At 41.0% G+C, this 18,443-nt stretch carries 14 protein-coding genes and 1 pseudogene; 4 read left to right on the forward strand and 11 right to left on the reverse strand.

Going from position 1 to position 18,443, the window contains the following annotated elements; genetic code table 11:
* Positions 1–98: 98 nt before the first annotated feature.
* Positions 99–800, reverse strand: a complete 702-nt coding sequence (locus NSTCB13_RS04945) for a hypothetical protein (protein ID WP_448271540.1) — start codon at positions 798–800, stop codon at positions 99–101.
* A gap of 15 nt (positions 801–815) precedes the next feature.
* Here NSTCB13_RS04945 and NSTCB13_RS04950 point away from each other — a divergent pair, with 15 nt between their 5' ends.
* Positions 816–962 carry a hypothetical protein gene (locus NSTCB13_RS04950; protein ID WP_448271541.1) on the forward strand — a complete coding sequence of 49 codons (147 nt, stop codon included), beginning with the start codon at positions 816–818 and terminating at the stop codon, positions 960–962.
* 207 nt (positions 963–1,169) lie between these two features.
* On the opposite strand, the gene NSTCB13_RS04955 is transcribed toward NSTCB13_RS04950, so the two are convergent.
* The 3 genes from NSTCB13_RS04955 to NSTCB13_RS04965 all read right to left on the reverse strand — a co-directional run bounded on the left by NSTCB13_RS04955 (position 1,170) and on the right by NSTCB13_RS04965 (position 4,094).
* Positions 1,170–2,390 (reverse strand): MFS transporter, encoded by a 1,221-nt coding sequence (locus tag NSTCB13_RS04955; protein WP_448268842.1) that lies wholly within the window; start codon positions 2,388–2,390, stop codon positions 1,170–1,172.
* A gap of 538 nt (positions 2,391–2,928) precedes the next feature.
* Positions 2,929–3,726 (reverse strand): hypothetical protein, encoded by a 798-nt coding sequence (locus NSTCB13_RS04960; protein WP_448268843.1) that lies wholly within the window; start codon positions 3,724–3,726, stop codon positions 2,929–2,931.
* Between the two features lie 281 nt (positions 3,727–4,007).
* Positions 4,008–4,094: a hypothetical protein gene (locus tag NSTCB13_RS04965; RefSeq protein WP_445632225.1), complete on the reverse strand. Its 87-nt coding sequence runs from the start codon at positions 4,092–4,094 to the stop codon at positions 4,008–4,010.
* Between the two features lie 1,340 nt (positions 4,095–5,434).
* On the opposite strand from NSTCB13_RS04965, the gene NSTCB13_RS04970 reads away from it, so the two are divergent.
* Positions 5,435–8,224, forward strand: a complete 2,790-nt coding sequence (locus NSTCB13_RS04970) for an ATP-binding protein (RefSeq protein WP_448271542.1) — start codon at positions 5,435–5,437, stop codon at positions 8,222–8,224.
* 176 nt (positions 8,225–8,400) lie between these two features.
* Here the strand turns inward: NSTCB13_RS04970 and NSTCB13_RS04975 are convergent, their stop codons facing one another.
* Positions 8,401–8,796 (reverse strand): TIGR02588 family protein, encoded by a 396-nt coding sequence (locus tag NSTCB13_RS04975; RefSeq protein WP_448271543.1) that lies wholly within the window; start codon positions 8,794–8,796, stop codon positions 8,401–8,403.
* Between the two features lie 124 nt (positions 8,797–8,920).
* Positions 8,921–9,808, reverse strand: a complete 888-nt coding sequence (locus NSTCB13_RS04980) for a TIGR02587 family membrane protein (RefSeq protein WP_445628598.1) — start codon at positions 9,806–9,808, stop codon at positions 8,921–8,923.
* 587 nt (positions 9,809–10,395) lie between these two features.
* On the opposite strand from NSTCB13_RS04980, the gene NSTCB13_RS04985 reads away from it, so the two are divergent.
* Positions 10,396–10,578 (forward strand): CsbD family protein, encoded by a 183-nt coding sequence (locus NSTCB13_RS04985; RefSeq protein ID WP_322693288.1) that lies wholly within the window; start codon positions 10,396–10,398, stop codon positions 10,576–10,578.
* Between the two features lie 597 nt (positions 10,579–11,175).
* On the opposite strand, the pseudogene NSTCB13_RS04990 reads toward NSTCB13_RS04985, so the two are convergent.
* The 3 genes and pseudogenes from NSTCB13_RS04990 to NSTCB13_RS05000 all read right to left on the reverse strand — a co-directional run bounded on the left by NSTCB13_RS04990 (position 11,176) and on the right by NSTCB13_RS05000 (position 14,831).
* Positions 11,176–14,197 (reverse strand): annotated as a pseudogene (locus NSTCB13_RS04990) (UPF0182 family protein).
* A gap of 62 nt (positions 14,198–14,259) precedes the next feature.
* Entirely contained in the window at positions 14,260–14,613 is a 354-nt protein-coding gene (locus NSTCB13_RS04995) for a PIN domain-containing protein (protein ID WP_448270365.1), read from the reverse strand.
* Positions 14,614–14,615: 2 nt separating this feature from the next.
* Entirely contained in the window at positions 14,616–14,831 is a 216-nt protein-coding gene (locus NSTCB13_RS05000; RefSeq protein WP_448268850.1) for a hypothetical protein, read from the reverse strand.
* A gap of 311 nt (positions 14,832–15,142) precedes the next feature.
* Here NSTCB13_RS05000 and NSTCB13_RS05005 point away from each other — a divergent pair, with 311 nt between their 5' ends.
* The gene (locus NSTCB13_RS05005) at positions 15,143–16,378 is read left to right on the forward strand and encodes a DUF4336 domain-containing protein (protein WP_448271544.1); all 1,236 of its coding nucleotides are present in this window, start codon (positions 15,143–15,145) and stop codon (positions 16,376–16,378) included.
* On the opposite strand, the gene NSTCB13_RS05010 is transcribed toward NSTCB13_RS05005, so the two are convergent.
* Positions 16,379–17,353, reverse strand: coding sequence for an MvdD family ATP-grasp ribosomal peptide maturase (locus tag NSTCB13_RS05010; RefSeq protein WP_448271545.1), 975 nt, complete (start codon positions 17,351–17,353; stop codon positions 16,379–16,381).
* A gap of 80 nt (positions 17,354–17,433) precedes the next feature.
* Complete coding sequence (locus NSTCB13_RS05015) at positions 17,434–18,423, reverse strand: MvdC family ATP-grasp ribosomal peptide maturase (RefSeq protein WP_448271546.1); 990 nt, start codon at positions 18,421–18,423, stop codon at positions 17,434–17,436.
* Positions 18,424–18,443 lie beyond the last annotated feature (20 nt).

Below are 18,443 nucleotides of genomic sequence, written 5' to 3' on the forward strand. Positions count from 1 at the left end.
AAATCCAGAATAAATCTTGCTGGCAGCGATTGTCCCCCGTGTTTCTATTCCGTCAAACCCGAAAGTGAATTGCTCCTAAAACGGGATTCATTGATAAGTTACGTCTTGACAGGTAAACGAGAAATTGTCCATAAGATGAGCAGGAAGATTAAGTAAATTGCACCAACTAATCCAAACTCAATCAGAGGAATATAGGTAACTTCGTAAATTCTGCCCAAGCCGCGTTCAGTCAGTGCATAAACGGTCAGGACACTCACTAAAAAGGCTGCGTAGATAGTACGTTTAGCCCAGCTACCCACAGGTAAACCGTGAAGCTGAGTAAGTACCAAAATGCCAAAAAAACCAAAAAGAAATGTGGGCCATTTGCTTTGTCCTAGTATTAATGACACGATTACACTATGTAAAAGCACGGAAGCCTCCAAAGTAAATGTCCACCAACGGTTTACATGGGTGCGGTTAAAAATCAAGGAAGATTGGAGCAAAAGCAAGAACATATAGAGAAAACCAATCAAGTGCCCCAAAGTCGCTTCCATTGGGTGATACCAGAAGGTGTAGATGGCGGCGAAGGAGAAAAAATAGCCGTGGTACAGTTTGATAATTTGCAAAAACTGTTGATGGAAGGGAACAGAATTGCCAAAAAATAAACCGCGTCGAGGTGTTTCTAAAATCAGTACGAAGACTAGTAAGAGTACAACTGCACCTTGAGAAGCCCAAATTGAAGTATCTTGAGCTAGAGCATCGTACCAAATATATGTTTGGAGAAAGTGTAAAGCGATGAATACACTATTAATGGCAAGCATGAGGTAATTTATCGGATGCAACGCCGATTTGTATTTCAACTGCGATCGCTGCGCCCACAAGATACACGCCCAGATGCTAAACTGATGCCCAATGTACATACCCCAAGCCGTTGCTCGACTCCAAAAGGTTGGTTGGGGAAGCTTCCAGTAGTACCAGTTTAATCCTTGATCGGGAAGTTTGATAATGCTTGCAGGAATGCTCCCACCGATCCAAATTGCGTAGGTGAGGAGGATGCTTACAAAGATGCCTAAAAATAATACTCGGCGACCCTGTCATATTAATTTTAGATTTTAGATTTTAGATTTGGGATTAAAAATTTTTAATACAAGGCTGTTTCAAAAAATTATTAAGCTTTGAAATCAAGATTGTCAGGCGACACGTTCTGTTTTTGGCTCAGATGCGCTTTTAGTTACTCGCAAACTAAGAGTCAAAGCTACTACCATTACTAAAGTTCCACTTAAAAAAGGAGCAGAACTCCCAAATTTCATAAAACTCACCCCTGCCCACGTTGGCCCGGCGATGCGTGCCAATGCAGAGCAAGAACTGGCAATTCCTAATATTTGTCCTTGTTCTTCTGGGGATGTCATCTGAGAAATTAAGCTGTTCAATATTGGTTGGCTGACACTAATTCCCCATGCTACAAGTGTGGTGGCGACTAATAAGAAAATTAAGCTTTGCGAGAATCCAATTAACAGTAATCCTAAACCTAATCCTAATATTCCCAAGATAAGTAACTTGATTTCACCTAATTGTTTCTTGAGAAATCCGATTAGTCCTCCTTGAATTATTGTGCTGACAATCCCCATGAAGGCAAAAAGATAACTAGCTTGTTGAGGGCCCCAATTTAATTGCTGCTTAGACCATAAAGCTAATGTAGAGTCCATAGCTGCAACAGCAAAGGTGACTAAAAAGTAGATGCCAACAAGTACACAAAACTGCGATCGCTGTGACAACTGTAATAAGTTTAGCGATCGCTGACGATGGCGATGAAGTTGGATTTTAGCTTTAGTCTCAGAATTTAGAGATTCGGGAAGTAATATCAAAGCACAAAGAAATGCTAATAAAGATAATCCGGCTGCAAACAACGACGGTAGATGAAAGTTAGCGTTGTTCGGATCTGACCCGATTAAAAGACCTCCAATCGCTGGGCCGAGAATAAACCCAAGACCAAAAGCTGCGCCGATTACACCCATGCCACGAGCTCGATTAGTTGGCGTAGTAATATCTGCTATGTACGCCTGAGCAGTGGCAATATTCCCTGACATAATTCCGGCCAGACTACGAGCAATAAACAAAATCCATAGGGAGTTGGCAAAACCTAAGCCTGCGTATGCAATTACCGAACCGAATAAAGTCAGTAATAAAATCGGACGGCGACCGTAGCGATCGCTAAATCTGCCCCATAATGGTGCAAATAAGAACTGCATTAAAGAATAAGTAGCTACAAGTAAAGTCGCTTCATTAGGTTTTGCACCAAATTGTTCGGCATACAAAGGCAGTATCGGCAGAATAATTCCGAAGCCGAGCAAGTCTATAAATACACTCAAAAATAAGACGAATATAGCCCTGCGATTATTTTTACTCTCCATCTGGGCAATTCCATTTGATAAAAAAGATGTGTGAATTAAATTAGTTTTAAGGACATTTGGGAATGCTTGATTGTAAAAATTTATTAATTACAAACAGTCATCAGTACAAGCAAAGTGTTTGAATTTCAGTGTGGTTGAGCAAAATAGCATGGAACAAACCCATGATAAAAATCAAGCCAATAATACTACTAATTAAAGCAACTATAATTTCGTGCTTCCGTATGGCTTTTTGAATCTTAGCGTCTATGATGTTTTCTAATTCTTTGTATAACATTGAGTTGAATTTGATTAAAGACAATAATTATCTGGAACTTATAGCCGTAGTCACACAGGTTAGGACATTTGAAAAGGGTGAATGCTAGAGTTAGCAATAGTTTTACCTCCAGCAAGAACTGCCCGGTTGTTGAGTTTCGACTACGCTCAACTGCCGCGTAGTCGAAACACTGCCTCCTGCTATACGTTAGGTACTTACATAAGTTAGATTATGTCCGAAATCTCTAACTTATTAAATGAAAACTATTTCAATACAGCGCGAATGTCAATAACTTTTACGCCGTTTCAAAACACCACCTGAAATACCAAAAGCTAATATCGCTAAGGTATAAGTTGGTTCGGGAACTGCAAGAATACTTACCTGATTAATAGCCAAGCCGTATTGTGGAGCAGAACTGCTAAAAACAAGCCGTGAGATGTTTGGAGTGTCACTACGAATCCCCAAGAATACTGCCGAATTATCTAATGCTAAGGACGAAATATTTGGAACTGAGAAAGTACCCAATAGGTTATTAGCTTTATCAAAAGCGGCGATCGAATTTTCAATTTTCAATTTACTAGTGTCTACAGCTATCTGAGTTCCAGCGCCAAAAACCGGCTGGGCAAAACTAATCGAAAAAGGCCCGCCGTTCCCCTGAGTACCAGGATCGGGAGTACCAGGAGGAAGAGGGATAAAACCTGTTGGATCTATACCTCCGAAGAGAATAAAATCACCTAGAGCGAAGTTACTCCGAATGCCAGGTGGAGGTAAAGTTTGAAAAACAAATGGTGGAGTGATTTGAGGTTTATTAGTTGGAGTTATATTTATATCCAAGCCTAAACCACGTTGTGATGTCGCTGAAAAAGAGTTAGGTAAAAAAGCCGAAAAATCAGGAGCAGAGGGATTAAATACTTTACCTAAACTTTCCCAATTAACTTCATCATTGCCTCCTAAACCAGCGCGCTCAGTTACTAAAAATGTAGCGGCTTTAACTGGTAATGGGAGAACCGTTATTATAGCTGCGATCGCTGAAAAATATTTTACCGATAGTTTATTAAATAATCGCTCGATCGTAACTCCCACAAGGTTTTCTCCTTAATTTTTTTAAGATAATATCATCAAAATGCAACAATTAAATATTGACGATCGAACAATAGACTTCTTGGCATTTGTAGGGAAAAGGGTAAGGGGGAAAGGGAAAAAGAATAAAAAAACCTTTCCCCTTTGACCTTTCCCCTTTTCCCGCAAGAGTGCAAAAGTTACTTTTGCAAGAGGTCTAATGCCTTGCTCAGATCGAGAGAGTGAAAGCAACCGCTGCGATCGCTCCGACTGAGCTTAAATGTTTCATTGGCGATCGTTAGCAGTCAACTTGTTATTGTTCTCTCTCCACCATCAATTAGATTGTTTCCAAGACTAGCAGAGATATGGTCATTGCCTCCACGAGCAAAAATCCGGTTGTAATTACTAGTATTCTCTCAATAAATCATCGTTAGGAATATCAATAATCATAAATATAAAATATTCCTTGATAGTTTTCTATATCAAACGTAGTTGATATTTGTATTATTGACATAATACAAATATCAAAATTATAAATTTCTGATGAAATCTACCTCAAAACAGTTAATCATATTTTATATCTCTGGTGAAATAAAAATGCGATTGTTTATTTTTTTAAACTATTTTATTTCTTCAAGGTTATCAAAATGCGGGCGCTATCGTGTTGAAAATATGGGCAAGCAATAAAATATAGGATTCATACAGCAGATTTCAACTTTTTTACGAATGCGAACAGCGTGTTGGAGACAGAGGCTACGTCAACGTCAGGTAAAGAAATATCTCACCCACGCGATCGATCGCGCTTATCCGAACTCAACTCTTAGCGTACTAGTGCAGGCAATGCCCGACTTGTTCGCTCTTAGCATTCCCACTATGAAAGCAAGTGGGGTGAGGGTTGAGTTCGGGTGTACTTCCAACAAATAGATTATGCAATATTGTAGGGTATTTTTTTATTTGTCATATTATGTCTGGCTAATTAGTTATAACGTGAGTTCGACGAGTGCTATTACTGGTCCTGTTACTGGCCGGCTTAATGCTCCTCTTTTAGCCGAGAATGTGAATCAAACTTTCACCAATAATATCAATTGGTCAAATCTCTTCAGTTTGCCAATTAGCAATGAATCTGCCATCAGGGAGAGTCAGATTCCAATATCCTGCTCTGACAAGACTTGGGCGTTTCTTTCCCCAGTAGCATATCGCTCCAACAGTTCTTCAACAGTCAGTTTTCGTCTCATAATTTATTTCTGGTATCAACTAACACATATATAGCGGTCGCCAGGTAGGTTAGGACATAAACTGAATATAGAACATAGACACCAAGAGACTTTCAACCCTGTCCTCTGTCACCTGTTCCCTGTCCCCCTGCTATAACTCTAACCCGAATGGCACTAACAAAAGCTGAAATAGTTGCCTGGTAAGGGTTTTAGAAAACTAATACTTTTAAGGGCAAGAATCAGAATAATCTGCAACTCTCAGTTTGCGATCGCTGCTTCATTAGCCTACATTTTTCCAAAGTGATGAAACCCCTGTAAATAATACATTTACGCTTTTCTTAGTGCCATTTGTTCGAGAGATTTCTCTTTTCCTTTCCAGTCATCCTTGAGTATTACTACTCATTTCGACTGAACGAATCACACGCAAACTTATGCTTACAGTCACATGATGTTGGTTACACCTACAGAATGGGAACTCTAACTAGGAAGTTGATATCAATTTTCTAGAGTAATTACTTATGTCTGATTTTGATAGCGCTGTACCTAATCAGCCGTCATTGTGTGGTTTGCCGCGTAGCTTGAGTTCTTGGGAGACTTGGGCGTTTGGTTTAACATCCCATCTTGGTTGGACATCAGTAGTGCCGGCTATTCATGCCGCTTTGGGAACACAAGCTATTTTTGTTTGGATTCCTGGTGTGATTGTTGGGATGTTACTGAATTATCAGATGAAACATTTAGGTAGAAGTTTATTTGATGTAGCTGGCGGAACACCTAATTACACAACTAAAGTCTGGCAGCATTGTCCAATAATTGCCCGCTACGGGGCAATAGGATATCTTTTGGCTTGGCTTTCTTTCCTGTCAGTAAATGCTGTTGTGCTGACAGATTTAATCAAAGTGAATCTTGAGGCATTAGGTATAAGTGTTCCAGAGGCGATTCTCAGGATTAGTTTTATATTATTACCCTTTGTGGTTGCATTCAGTGGTACGCGTGCATTAAGCATTCTACATTTATTTTTTGCAATTCCTGCCTTTACCTTGCTATTTACTTTTTGTGTACAAGGTCTGGGATTTTTAGCTTTTTCTAGTAATAGTCCTGGCTTTTTTCCGAATAATTGGTCATCTTTGAGCTTTATTGATTGGGCAAAATGGTTTTATTTTGTTAGCTATGTAACTTATAGTAGTGAAACAGCCTCATCCTTTGTTGCTGATAGCCGTGAGCCTCATAAAACTCTATGGTTTCTCGAGATTGCTGCTTGGTTAATGTTACCAGTAATGGTTGGTGGTTCTTGGGTAATCATGCGTTTAGCAACAGTTCCAGATTTAGGTGATAACAGCTTTTTAAATTTTGTTGCAGCTTCTACACCATTTTGGGGAAATTTTGCTCCGGCGAGTGCTACTTTTTTACTAGCCGGTTCTTGTTTATTAGGTTCAGCAACGACTGTTTCTAACTGTCCCCGAATTATCTATCAGTTAGCTGTAGATAAACATCTTGCACCAGTTTTTTCTGTAGTCTCACCACGTGGAGTCTTTGGCCCGTCTTTGGCTTTGAGCCTAATTTTGGCATTGATTTATTTTCTTTGGGGTAATGTATCTCACATCATTGCAGCTACAAATGCGGCTTGGTTTATATCATTCATACTGCTGCATTTAGGTTTATGGCAACAACGAGCAAAGTTCGATGTAGTGCTGCCACCGCTGACTTTGGGAGTATGTTTGTTAGAAATAGTAATTTTATTAACGGCAAGCTATGCTTGGGGATGGCAAGATTTTTTAACTGGCTTATTAGTTCCGTTTGGTGTATTAGCAATTGATGTATTAGTGCGCCAGATTCGGATGCCAATTTTTCGTCCTAATTGGTGGTTAAAACTTTATTACTCACGGCGGCAGAAGCTATTTCAAGATTCGGTGATGTTACAAGTGAGCATCTTAATTCTTCTGTTGTGTAGTGCGGTTTTAGTTGGCTGTTTATTTGGATGGAATTGGCATAAAGCTGCAACTGTAAATTTTGAAAATTTAGTTGTGGTTTTGCTGATGACGGTAGCATTTGTAGGAGTAGCTATAGCCTGTTGGACAAGTTTACCTCAGGTAATGGCGATCGCGGAAGCAAGAGAGGCGGCAGAACATCTTTTTCAGATTGCCCAAGATGGTATTGTCGTTACAGATGAACAAGGTATAGTTTGGCAAGCAAACCCAGCAACTGAATTTTTTTTTGGTGTGAATCCACATACGCTTTTGGGACATCACCTCAACAAATGGTTGCCAGAACTTACTAACTATCCCCAACAGTGGACAAGACGTAGCGAACACACCATAATTTATAATTCTAAAATCAAAAATTTGGAAGTTTCTATCTCAGACAGACCCCATCAGAACTTTCAAGAATATGTCGTTATTCTCCATGATATAACCAAGCGCAAACAAGCAGAAGAAGTATTGCGACAATCAGAAGCACAATTACGGCAAGAGGCTACACAATTAGCTACTCAACTGGTGCAAAGTGAAAAAATGTCCAGTTTAGGACAGCTAGTAGCAGGAGTAGCGCACGAAATTAACAACCCAGTCAACTTTATTTATGGTAATCTTACACCAGCTAATGAATATATCCAAGATTTACTCAAACTGTTGCAACTTTATCAACAACATTATCCTAATCCAGTAGCAGAAATCCAAGACGAAGCAGAAGCAGTAGACATTGATTTTTTACTCACAGATTTGCCACAATTGCTAACTTCGATGAAAGTTGGAGCCGAAAGAATCAAAGAAATTGTCCTATCTCTGCGAAATTTTTCTCGCTTGGATGAGGCAGAAATGAAAGAGGTAGATATTCATCATGGTATCGATAGTACTTTAATGATACTTGAGCATCGTCTTCAGGAGCAAGCTAAATGTCCAGGGATAGAAACAATTAAAGAATATGGCAATATTCCATTAGTAGAATGCTATGCTGGACAACTCAATCAAGTATTTATGAATATATTAACAAATGCGATTGATGCTTTAGAAGAATTATGTATGACTGGACAAAATAATCCTCATCCTCAGATTCGGATTAAAACTGAACTTGTAAATACTAATCAGGTAATTATTCGCGTTGCTGATAATGGTTCTGGTATGTCAGAAAATGTACAAAAAAAATTATTCGATCCTTTTTTTACTACTAAACCCATTGGTAAAGGTACTGGATTAGGCTTATCAATTAGTTATCAAATTATTACAGAAAAACATCAAGGAAAATTGCGTTGTGTTTCTTGTCTCAATCAAGGAACAGAATTTGTAATTGAGATTCCCCTACGTCAGCCGTACTAAATATAAAACAATGAAATAACAACGACTATTCTACGAGTGCCAGTGTAGACTTTCTCCAGCAGACTAACGACGGGCGGTGGGATTTCGGTTGTGTTGCAAAAACTAGGACTGGTCTGGTAGCAAAATAGTTGTGCCAGCCCCTGGAGCGGTCTTTAACCGGACATAATATCAGTCCCCTATGGCAATTTATAACTACCAACACGTAGATTTAACTGACCTTGGCGCGGGTTATGGCTGAATATAAATGCACCTTCTTCGCTTTCCCCACTAGATAAAAAGTCAATTTGTTGCTCTCCTGTTTCTGTAACTTTGCCGTCAATCATTAACTCAGCCATAATCTGAACTGACTCAGCTGTATCTCCTCCATTATTCACAACTTCAAAAGGAACATAAAACTGGCCATTAATTTCTCGAATTGTTTGTTTTTTAGTGACAGAAAGGATCGGAGGTTGATTTTTTTCGTTCAGCCAAGTGTACCCTACTAGAATCACAATGATTGCTAGGATGAATGAGGCGATGCTGAATGTTATCCACTCAGCTATTGAGCGCTTTGGTTGTTCTGTTTCAGTCATATAGGACTCATATTTGATTTTTGAAAAAACTCAGTACACCTTAGAAAGCTTTCTTTCCTGTTCCCTATTCCCTATTTCCTGTTCCCTACCCACGCAAGTAAATTCTCCGAATCAAACCGGATTCCTATATTGCTAACCTTCCGGCTGCACCACCAATGGTTGCGGGTAAACCCAGTATCAATGTATGATCCAACCACATTGTCCAGGGGTCGCTAAAAGTTAATTTTTGAAAGAACCACAGCATAAAAGCGCCTGCTAGCAATGATACTAAGTAGGACATAATAGTTTCGCTCGATGGTCGTTGAAAAATTCCCTTTTGCTCTTTACGTTTTTGCTGGTTAGAAAAACCTGCCTGAAATACAATGCCATAAGAAATCAGCAAAGATGCGGCGATCATTGCCAACTCCCAAAGTGGAGAGGTTGCGGCTGCTAGCATAGGAACTTCATCAGTGGGAGCGATGTTAAATGCAATTATGGTTGCACCAATCAGGGTTCCACCCACATCTACAAAAGTGGCTTGTAACTCATCACCTTTGTTCTTGGTTGTGTTATTTTCGCGATCGCTTCCTTGTCCTTTTCCATTGCTGTTTTCAGTCTCTCCCAAAAACTGATTCGCTAATGCTACACCGAGAGCGAACGGCACACTTTCAAAGATAATTTTACCTAAAGATTCTTTTAGGGAGGTTTCTGGTGTCAATTCTTGCAATAGTAATAGCACAAAGGTAGAACAAGCTATGCCGATCGCGATCGCTTCTACGGTATCCATTACGGCTTGATGAGCGAGGCCTGTATATCTGCGTTTCCGAAAGCCTTCTGTGTAATTGAGCAAGTAAACCACAATAAACATTAATGCGATTGCCGTCATGAGAAATTGTGCTTTTGCCAGCGATCCAATCCACCAAACCTCCATTGTGTACAGCAAGGGTATGCCAAACAAAAAACCTCCACAAGCACCTCGAATGATGTCATTAATCTCATTCTTCCAAACATTTTTTTGACTGTTCGTTGGCACTCCTTTATTTTCCTTTTATTGAAATTTTGTTTTAATTTATAGTTCATTTATCTGCGAAAAAGTTATTTTTTTAATATATATAAATTTTATTTATCATATTTTCATGTTTGTATTATCTGCTACAGTACTGACCAGCATCTATCTTAAGATGATATAATTTACCAAAATATTCTCTCCGTTGATGGAAGTAAAAAACAATACACAGTTGTTAAATTATCTAATAGCTTTAGGGACTTACAAGTAATAAGATAAGCAATATTTTATTACTGTAGGGTGAGCGTCTTGCCCGTCCCGTGAAATGGGCGGGCTTTTCGTGCCACTTTGCAAGTAGTAATTTATTTAGGACTTAGGACTTCGCAAGTGTCACAAAAAAATCGGATTTGTAGTTTGCAGTAAGGGTTTTAGCCCTTATTTTGAAAACTAAAATCCTCTCTTCTCTTTCAGAGACGCACTCGCGTTCGAGACGCTACTTCGGCTTTGCTCAGTACAAGTGCGCGAACACTACGAACTGAAAATAATATGCCAGTTGCGTAAGTCTTGTTATCTTTGGAGTTCTCTAAATCAACTACAAGCTGGAGATAAAAACCATGAGTGTCGAAAAGAGAATAGAAGCGACTGCAAAAAATATTGAAGGAAAAATTCAAGAGATTGTGGGTGAAGTCACAGGTAATCCACAAGATAAAACTGAAGGGCAAGCAAAGCAAGCTGAAGCCCAAATCGATCACACCGTAGAAAATATTAAAGACGAACTGAAGAAAGCTTTAGAATAATTGCGCTAGTCTAGTACAAATAGCGATTTTAACGATGAGTGACTCCTAAATTTGTAACATTGATTGCTCCACTTTCTATAAGTTAGTGGGGTTTTTTATTGCGTCAAATCTGAAAGTATTAGATTCCATGCTCTGGATGGAAATGCCTGATTTAACGTGAATTCGACAAGTCTTATTTAACCTCTCCCCCAACCCCAATACGGTTCAGATAAGCATTTTGAACTCAAAATAGGGTTTGGGGAAAAGGGAAATGGGTAAGGGTTAAAGGTTTTTTATTCTCCTTTCCCCTTTACCCTTTCCCCTTTAACCGAACCGTATTGCCCCCAACCCCTCTCCGACACGGAGAGGGGAGCAAAAAGCTTAATTTTTCGTTGCTCCTCCCTTTGGGTTTCAAAGAAGGAGGCTGTCCGGGAGAGGTTCATCGAACTCACTCACGTTGATTTAGAGGTTCTGCCTCCAGTCAATGATTGCAACACATCCATTTGTAAAGACGCGATTCATCGCGTCTCTACAACTATTTGTTGCATTCTTTTCTCAAAAATAAATTATCCCAAATTATTTATAGATTTGTAGGGGCGCAAAGCCTTGCGCCCCTACTTAACCGGGCGGGGCTGCTTCTTCAAAGGGACGGATAATCGCCGGGGCTGGTGTAACTTCTGGTTTAAAGATTCCTTGCAATGCTTGTTCTAAGGTTTGCGCCATGACAATCCGGTTTTCATAAGCTACTACTACTCGTACCAAGGTTGGCAGACTATTCTGTGTGGCTTCTAGATAGATTGGCTCGACATACAGCAGCGATTGCTGAATGGGAATTACTAGTAGATTACCTTGAATCGCTCTCGAACCCTGGCGATTCCATAAGGAAATTTGCTGAGAAATTACTGGGGTCTTGGTTAATCCGCGCCTCGATTTGCTCTGTTCCGTAAATCAGGCGTTCTTTAGGAAAGACATATAGCAGCAGCTTACCGTAGTTTTTGCCATCCGATCGCGCCGCTAACCAAGCGATTAAATTAGTCCGCTGTTTGGGAGTATAAGGTAAAAACAGCAGAAATTCTTCTCTACGAGAGCCTTCGCGAACGCCAACAAAGTCTACAGTGGGTAAACTAGTAATCAAATAATACGGCTCTACCGGACGGGGTTCACTACCATAGATTTCATTAGGAATCTGCCACTGGTCTTCCCGGTTGTAAAATACTTGGGGGTCGGTCATGTGGTAAGTCATCAACCGCTCAGATTGAATTTTGAAAAAGTCCTCCGGATATCGGGTATGACTGCGGAGATTGACTGGCATTGTACTGAGCGGTTTGAACATATTGGGAAATATCGCTGACCAAGTAGCAATAATCGGATCGCTGCGATCGGCAATGTAAAACTTCACAGTGCCGTGATAGGCATCGATCGCTACTTTGATAGAATTGCGAATGTAATTGATACCATCGCTACCAGTGTCTGAGTAGGGATAGCGATCGCTCGTTGTGTAAGCGTCAACAATCCAATAAAGATAACTGGGATTGCTGGGAAAATCTTGATTAGCAGCAGCAGCAACTAAATAGGGGTCGCTGTCAAATTTCAAAAAAGGGGCGATCGCTTGAATTCTTTCCTTGACATTTCGTCGCAGTAGCACTTTTGTTTCTGGCAAAAAGTCCCGTGTCAGCACCATCTGCCAATCTTTCAAATACATCGCAAATAGCCACCGTCGCCATATTGAACCGATTTCAACGCCACCTAGACCCTCATAAGAGTTGTAAACATTATCACTACCGCTAGGGTAGTCTAGCTCTCTAACTTTTGTGCCAGTCATTACATAAGTATTCGTAATTTCACCGTAATAAATCCGGGGTTGCCCAATGGGAATACTTTCACGAACGGCTTCATTAGAAGTTGTGAGAGCGCTACTATTACCGCTAATATCTTTAACAAAATATTCTGGTAGTCCACCCGGCCCAACTGTATTAACTGGACTAACAGTAAACCCGAAACCGTGGGTATAAATTAAATGACGATTAACCCATGTTTGAGCTTCCTGTGGTACGGCAGTGTAGTCTAATTCTCGCGCGGCAATCAATACTTGCCGCCGTTCTGTTGAGTCTAGGGCTTCTTGCTTAGGTTCTGGCGGCTTTTGGGGGGCTGGTGGTCGAGGTGAAGGTTCATCTGTTTTGAGAGTATATCGATCGATATCGGCATCGGGGAACCGATAATACGGCCGAATTTGTTGCAGTTGACGATTAGTTTCTAAAAGTGGTCGCTCATCCCAAAGGCGAATATTGCGAATTGTCGAGGCATTATTTTGAATATCAACTTCAGTCAGTGTTCCTTGCGGGTTGAAGCTTCTAGAATCGATCGCCTCTAAATCGAATGCTTGGCGAGTTAAGGCAATAGTCCGCTGAATGTAGGGTTGCTCTCGTTGCAACTCATTAGGTTGAACAATTAAATATTGCACCACAGTAGGTAAGACAACATCAGCAGCTATAACTAATACTAAATAAACCCCTAACCCATAAAAGACAAAGCGAGGATACCGAGATTTGGGTTTCCAGAAAAACGTTCGCCAAAGGAGGTAAAAGGCGATCGCTACTGCCACAATGCACAAAACGGTGTAAGCTGGCAACTGGGCTGTGACATCGGTATAGCTAGCACCATAACTCACTCCCCGGCTAGAATACACCAGTTCATAGCGACTTTGCCAATAACTAAAAGCCACTACCAGCATCAACAAGCCACCCATACCGAATAAATGACGCTGCTGCTGGGGTGAAAAACCAGGGAAAATCCCCTGACTCAAACTATCCGCCGACAAGAGATAAGTGAGAGCAACGGCGACGAAGCCATACAAACATAAACCCATCAGCCAGAGTTCTAGCAGTTCCCAAAAAGGTAAAGAAAATACGTAAAAGCTGATATCTCGACCAAATAAAGGCTCAGTCCTGTTGAAAAGGGTAGGGTGCAAATATTCCAGCACCTTGGGCCAGTGTCGGAAGATGATGAAGGCAAAAATGGGACTAGAGAGAATTGCGATCGCAGTCAGTAAAAATTGCGGATAGATTAAAATGGCGATCGCTACTCCCCCAATTAAACCGAGATACCAGACTTGAGAGAGAATCTGCTTCAAAAGTTGCCAGATTGTCTCTGGTCGAAATAGAGCGGGAACGGGTAGAATAGCCTGATTGACTGGAGAATGCCAGTAGAAAAGAGCAATTTGACCATAGTGAGCCAGCATTAACCCAATTAACAAGCTCAATATCAGAGTTAAGGGTAATAACCAGTGCAATTTTAATGCTTGAGGGCGTTGCGGCGCAAGTATCCGGGTTTCGTTGCGTCTTGGATAATTAGGACTGAGAAAACTTGTTAATTCACTGTTGAATTCTGGTTGCTCAATCTTTACAGACTGGGAATATTTTAGCCGTTGTGCTAAAGCCAGGTTTAACAGTAGATAGGCAGCAGTTATTCCAGCCACAACTACCCACAAAATACCACGGGTCAGTAGCCTCAACAAAAATACTTGAAGATAGCCGACTTCCCGAAACCAAAAAATTTCTGCTCCCAGACGGGAACCCAGATCCAACAGTAGCCACAGCCCCAAAAATCCGATTAATAGCCTAAAGCCCCATTTCCAATACATTGATATGTAATTTAAGAAGAACGCCAATTCTCTATTTGCAAGCCGTTTACTCTTTGAAATTCTCAAACATTAGATGTTACAACAATATGATTGTGAGTTAGTGCTGTTGCTGCGATCAATACATCATAAGAACCGATAGGAGTACCCGCTGTTTTCAAAATACTTCTAATTTGGGCAGCTTGTTCTGCTTCTTCCACACCAAAAGGTAAAATTGTAATCGAACCTAACAATGCTTCAATCAATGATTGGATTTTTAAGGCACGTTGAGGATTGATTGCTAATCCGTACTTAACCTCCATTACTGTTAAGGAAGAAATAAAAATATCTGTGGGAGTAGTAGACTTTAATAGCTTGAGAGTATTTTTTTCTCCCTTGACAAAATCACTAATGACGCAGGTATCGAGTAAATAACCCATCATTAAAACTCGATTTCGTTAGGTGGTAGCAGTTCGTCTCGGTAGGACTCAAAAATAATACTTTCTACTACACCTTGATGTTGCATAATAGTTTCTGGCCAAGTTATAGGCTTTGTTTCTAAGAAAGTAACAAAGACTTTGCTTTCAGTAATACCTTGTGGTTTTTCAGCTAGTTCGATTTTGCCGTTTCTATAAATTCCTTCAATCGTTCGTAGCATTATTTTTACCTCCTATGGAAATTCTAGTAGTATTTATTACCGAGTTGGTGGTTCATGATGCCTTGTCGAACTCAATAGACTTCTTGGCATTTGTCGGGAAAAGGGAAAGGGATAAGAAAAAACCCTTTCCTTTTTACCTTTCCCCTTTGCCCACTCTTGCAAAAAGAGTTTTGCAATGATCGCTAATTGAAATTCTATACCTTCTAGTTGCAATTCTAGCCAGTTGCCCTCGCTCGACAAGCGTGCTATATCAATCTTGTAGCCACTACAGCACTCTCATAACTGGCCGACGCCAGGACAATAAAACGACGATGAATTCACTTGGATCTCAGTCGAGAGTTGAACTACAAGATCGAGGGATGTCTCCTTTGAACAACCCCAAGGATTGGTCATGGCCATTCTGGGCTGCTGTCCCACTTTACCCCTACGGCAGGCGGCGGACACTTCGTCAGGAAATAGTTCAGGACACTATCTGGACATTCGATCAGCTTCACGGCATTCTCTACACCATCGTGCCGATTCGTATGACTATCGTCAAGCTCGCCGCTGGAGGGCTTCTGGTTTATGCACCCGTTGCTCCCACAACTGAGTGTGTTCGCTTGGTTAATGAGTTGGTAGCAAAGCACGGTGAAGTTAAGTATATCTTACTGCCAACCAGTTCTGGTCTGGAGCATAAAGTCTTCGTTGGCCCCTTTGCTCGTCGCTTTCCTCAAGCACAAGTCTTTGTTGCCCCGCACCAGTGGAGTTTCCCGTTCAATCTGCCGCTTAGTTGGCTAGGCTTTCCCCAAAAACGAACTCAAGAACTCCCAGAGGACTCAAGCCTTGCTCCCTTTGCTCTGGAGTTTGACTATGCAATATTGGACATCGACTTGGGACGAGGATCTTTTGCAGAAGTTGCATTGTTTCACAAGCGATCGCGTACTCTGCTTGTAACTGATTCTATACTTTCTGTGCCAGTTGACCCACCAGAAATTCTCCAATTAGATCCTTATCCCTTACTGTTTCATGCCAGGGATAATGCCTGGGAGACGATCGAGGACAATGAAGACAACCGCCGCAAGGGATGGCAACGTATATCACTGTTTGCGCTTTACTTCCGTCCAAGTGCTTTGGAAGTTGCTTCAATCGGACAGATGTTTCGTGATGCTCTCAAAGCACCACAGCGATCGCTAAAAACGTACTTTGGTTTATTTCCTTTTCGCTGGCAAGAAAACTGGAAGCAGGCATTCGACGCTCTACGAGGTCAGGGACGACCATTTGTCGCACCGATTTTGCAAATCCTCATTTTTCCTCAAGCACCAAGCCAAGTCCTCAACTGGGCTGATACAGTTGCAAGTTGGGATTTTCAGCAGATTATTCCCTGTCACTTTGACTCGCTAATTAAAGCAAATCCGCGTCAATTTCGGCAAGCATTTGCTTTTATGGAAAAAAATCTTTCTTCTAGCGAAAGCCAGCTTCTATTGGAGGAAGACTTAAAATTCATTCAGGAACTAGAAGCGGGTCTAGTTAAACGGGGTATTGCAACGCCAGCTAAAGAGAAATTGTAATCAATTAGGTGAATTAGTTAAAACCTCAGCGATCGCCTGGGAAATCGGTAAACCAGGACAGCGTTCCAGCCAGAAGAACTCGCCAACTGGGTTAACTTCCAGGAATACATGACGACCATCAGGAGTCAAAATAATATCAAGCGCCCCATAATTTAAACCAAATTCTGCCATGAGTTTGAGCAATTTCTCTTCGACATCTTCGGGCAAAGTGTATGACTCCCAAGCGTCGAGTAAGGCGATTCCCTGTTTGCGCCAGTCGTAACGTGCCTTATCCAAAGCTTGAGAATTAACCGCAGCCGTTAGCACGCGTTTACCGACAATAATTGTCCGCAATTCCAATGCTTTGGGAATCTTCTCTTGAAATGTCATTGGGCAGAAACGCAAACCATCAAGGTTGTCTAGATCCTCTGAGGAAATTGGATTTGTAAACACAACTTTTTCTCGCCCTTGTTCATCATAAATAGCGAAAGAAGACAGCATTTTGGTAATCATTCCCTGCTGACACTCTTGGGCAAATTGCTTTACTGCTATGGGATTATTTGTGGTCAGAGTGCGAGGCGTATCTAGACCGATATCTCTTGCTATTTCTAATTGCAGTTGCTTATTTTCGGCTCGGCGAATATTTGGCAGAGGGTCAAGATGAAAGCCCCTGATACTAGCAATCATTCCCTCAATGCTGACGCGAGATTCTTTCAGTGAGGCTTCTCTAAGTTGCCTGTCCATCGAGTTGGGAATTTTTGACCCAATTGCAATGCGCCGATACCAAACTGCTGACACTTCATTTAAATCTAATGTCTGGTCATCGACACTCAGAATCACTCGCTGACTACTACCATAGTAAATATCTAACTGCATTTCTGTGGGAAATCGGTCTGTGTCAAAACGAAATGCTTTCTTTCCTTGGGCTTCAATTGCCTGAATAACTAAAGGAATACTTTCGTTATCTTGGCTGTGAGTAATGATTAAAACAGTCATTTACAAATATGGAGAATGAAGTACGCTACAGATAAATATAGAAGTTATCAGTTGGTTTGGGATTTTTAAATAAGAGCATTTTACTTCGGACTTGTTGAAAGTAGTGCAGATGCGATCGCTTGAGCAATTGGATAGTCTAAATCTCTCTCCAGCATCCCCCACTCTCCTGTAGGATTAATTTCTAAAAAAACATATTCTCCTGATGGTGTTTTAATAAAATCAAATGCTCCAAAAACCAGTCCAAACTTAGCCATAAAGGCATCCAAACAACGGATTAGTTTATCAGGTAATCGCTCTGGTTGCCAGGTAAGAATCTCTTTTGTCTCACGTCGCCAATCCTGAGTAGATGCTGCATACTCAGACGCATCTAGCGCCCCGACAAAGAGATTGCCATTCACATACACTACCCGTAGTTCTTGCTGTTTAGGGATTTGTTCTTGAAACATAACTGGACAATAGCGCAGTGTTTCAGCATCAAGTAAGTCTTCTTCTTTAACGACGCTGGTATACATGAAAAAAGAGGAGGCTTGCATCCCAGAAGAAAGAGGTCTAAGCAGCTTGACAATCATTTTTCCCTTAACTTGGTGGAAAAATTCTCGTGCTTCTTGAGGATTGTTGGTGACGAGAGTCCGAGGTATGACAAGACCTACTTCCGATGCAACCCGCAGTTGGTGTAACTTGTTTTCAGCCGCACTTATCCGGCGTAAATCATCCACCCACTTAGCATCTCTGAGGCTGTCCCAAAAGCCATCTAAGACTGCGAGTGATTCATTAGAACAGACTGCTTGAAATTGGGGAGCCAATTCTTGACCGAGATCGGGTTGCCAAATACGCCGCATCCATACTGCTTGCACTTGCTCGGTATTGAGAGAGCGATCGTTATATATCAATGTATGGTTGCTACCAGAGTTACTTAAATTAGCCTGGAGTTGGAGTGCGATCGGAAACTGATCGGTATCAAAACGAAATGGCTGTGCGCCTAGTTTTGATACTGCTTCTGCAACTCTATCTATTGTAAAGTAATCACCACTATGGGTGATTAATAAAACTACATTACGATCGAGGTGCATAAAATATTTTTATTAGTTTT

It is taken from the genome of Nostoc sp. DSM 114160, from assembly GCF_053470305.1.

Bases quoted from the DNA above. Each gene is read 5' to 3' on its own strand.
- NSTCB13_RS04945 (WP_448271540.1), bottom strand. From the start codon at position 800: ATGCTTGCCATTAATAGTGTATTCATCGCTTTACACTTTCTCCAAACA.
- NSTCB13_RS04950 (WP_448271541.1), top strand. From the start codon at position 816: ATGCAACGCCGATTTGTATTTCAACTGCGATCGCTGCGCCCACAAGAT.
- NSTCB13_RS04955 (WP_448268842.1), bottom strand. From the start codon at position 2,390: ATGGAGAGTAAAAATAATCGCAGGGCTATATTCGTCTTATTTTTGAGT.
- NSTCB13_RS04970 (WP_448271542.1), top strand. From the start codon at position 5,435: ATGTCTGATTTTGATAGCGCTGTACCTAATCAGCCGTCATTGTGTGGT.
- NSTCB13_RS04975 (WP_448271543.1), bottom strand. From the start codon at position 8,796: ATGACTGAAACAGAACAACCAAAGCGCTCAATAGCTGAGTGGATAACA.
- NSTCB13_RS04985 (WP_322693288.1), top strand. From the start codon at position 10,396: ATGAGTGTCGAAAAGAGAATAGAAGCGACTGCAAAAAATATTGAAGGA.
- NSTCB13_RS04995 (WP_448270365.1), bottom strand. From the start codon at position 14,613: ATGGGTTATTTACTCGATACCTGCGTCATTAGTGATTTTGTCAAGGGA.
- NSTCB13_RS05000 (WP_448268850.1), bottom strand. From the start codon at position 14,831: ATGCTACGAACGATTGAAGGAATTTATAGAAACGGCAAAATCGAACTA.
- NSTCB13_RS05005 (WP_448271544.1), top strand. From the start codon at position 15,143: ATGAATTCACTTGGATCTCAGTCGAGAGTTGAACTACAAGATCGAGGG.
- NSTCB13_RS05010 (WP_448271545.1), bottom strand. From the start codon at position 17,353: ATGACTGTTTTAATCATTACTCACAGCCAAGATAACGAAAGTATTCCT.
- NSTCB13_RS05015 (WP_448271546.1), bottom strand. From the start codon at position 18,423: ATGCACCTCGATCGTAATGTAGTTTTATTAATCACCCATAGTGGTGAT.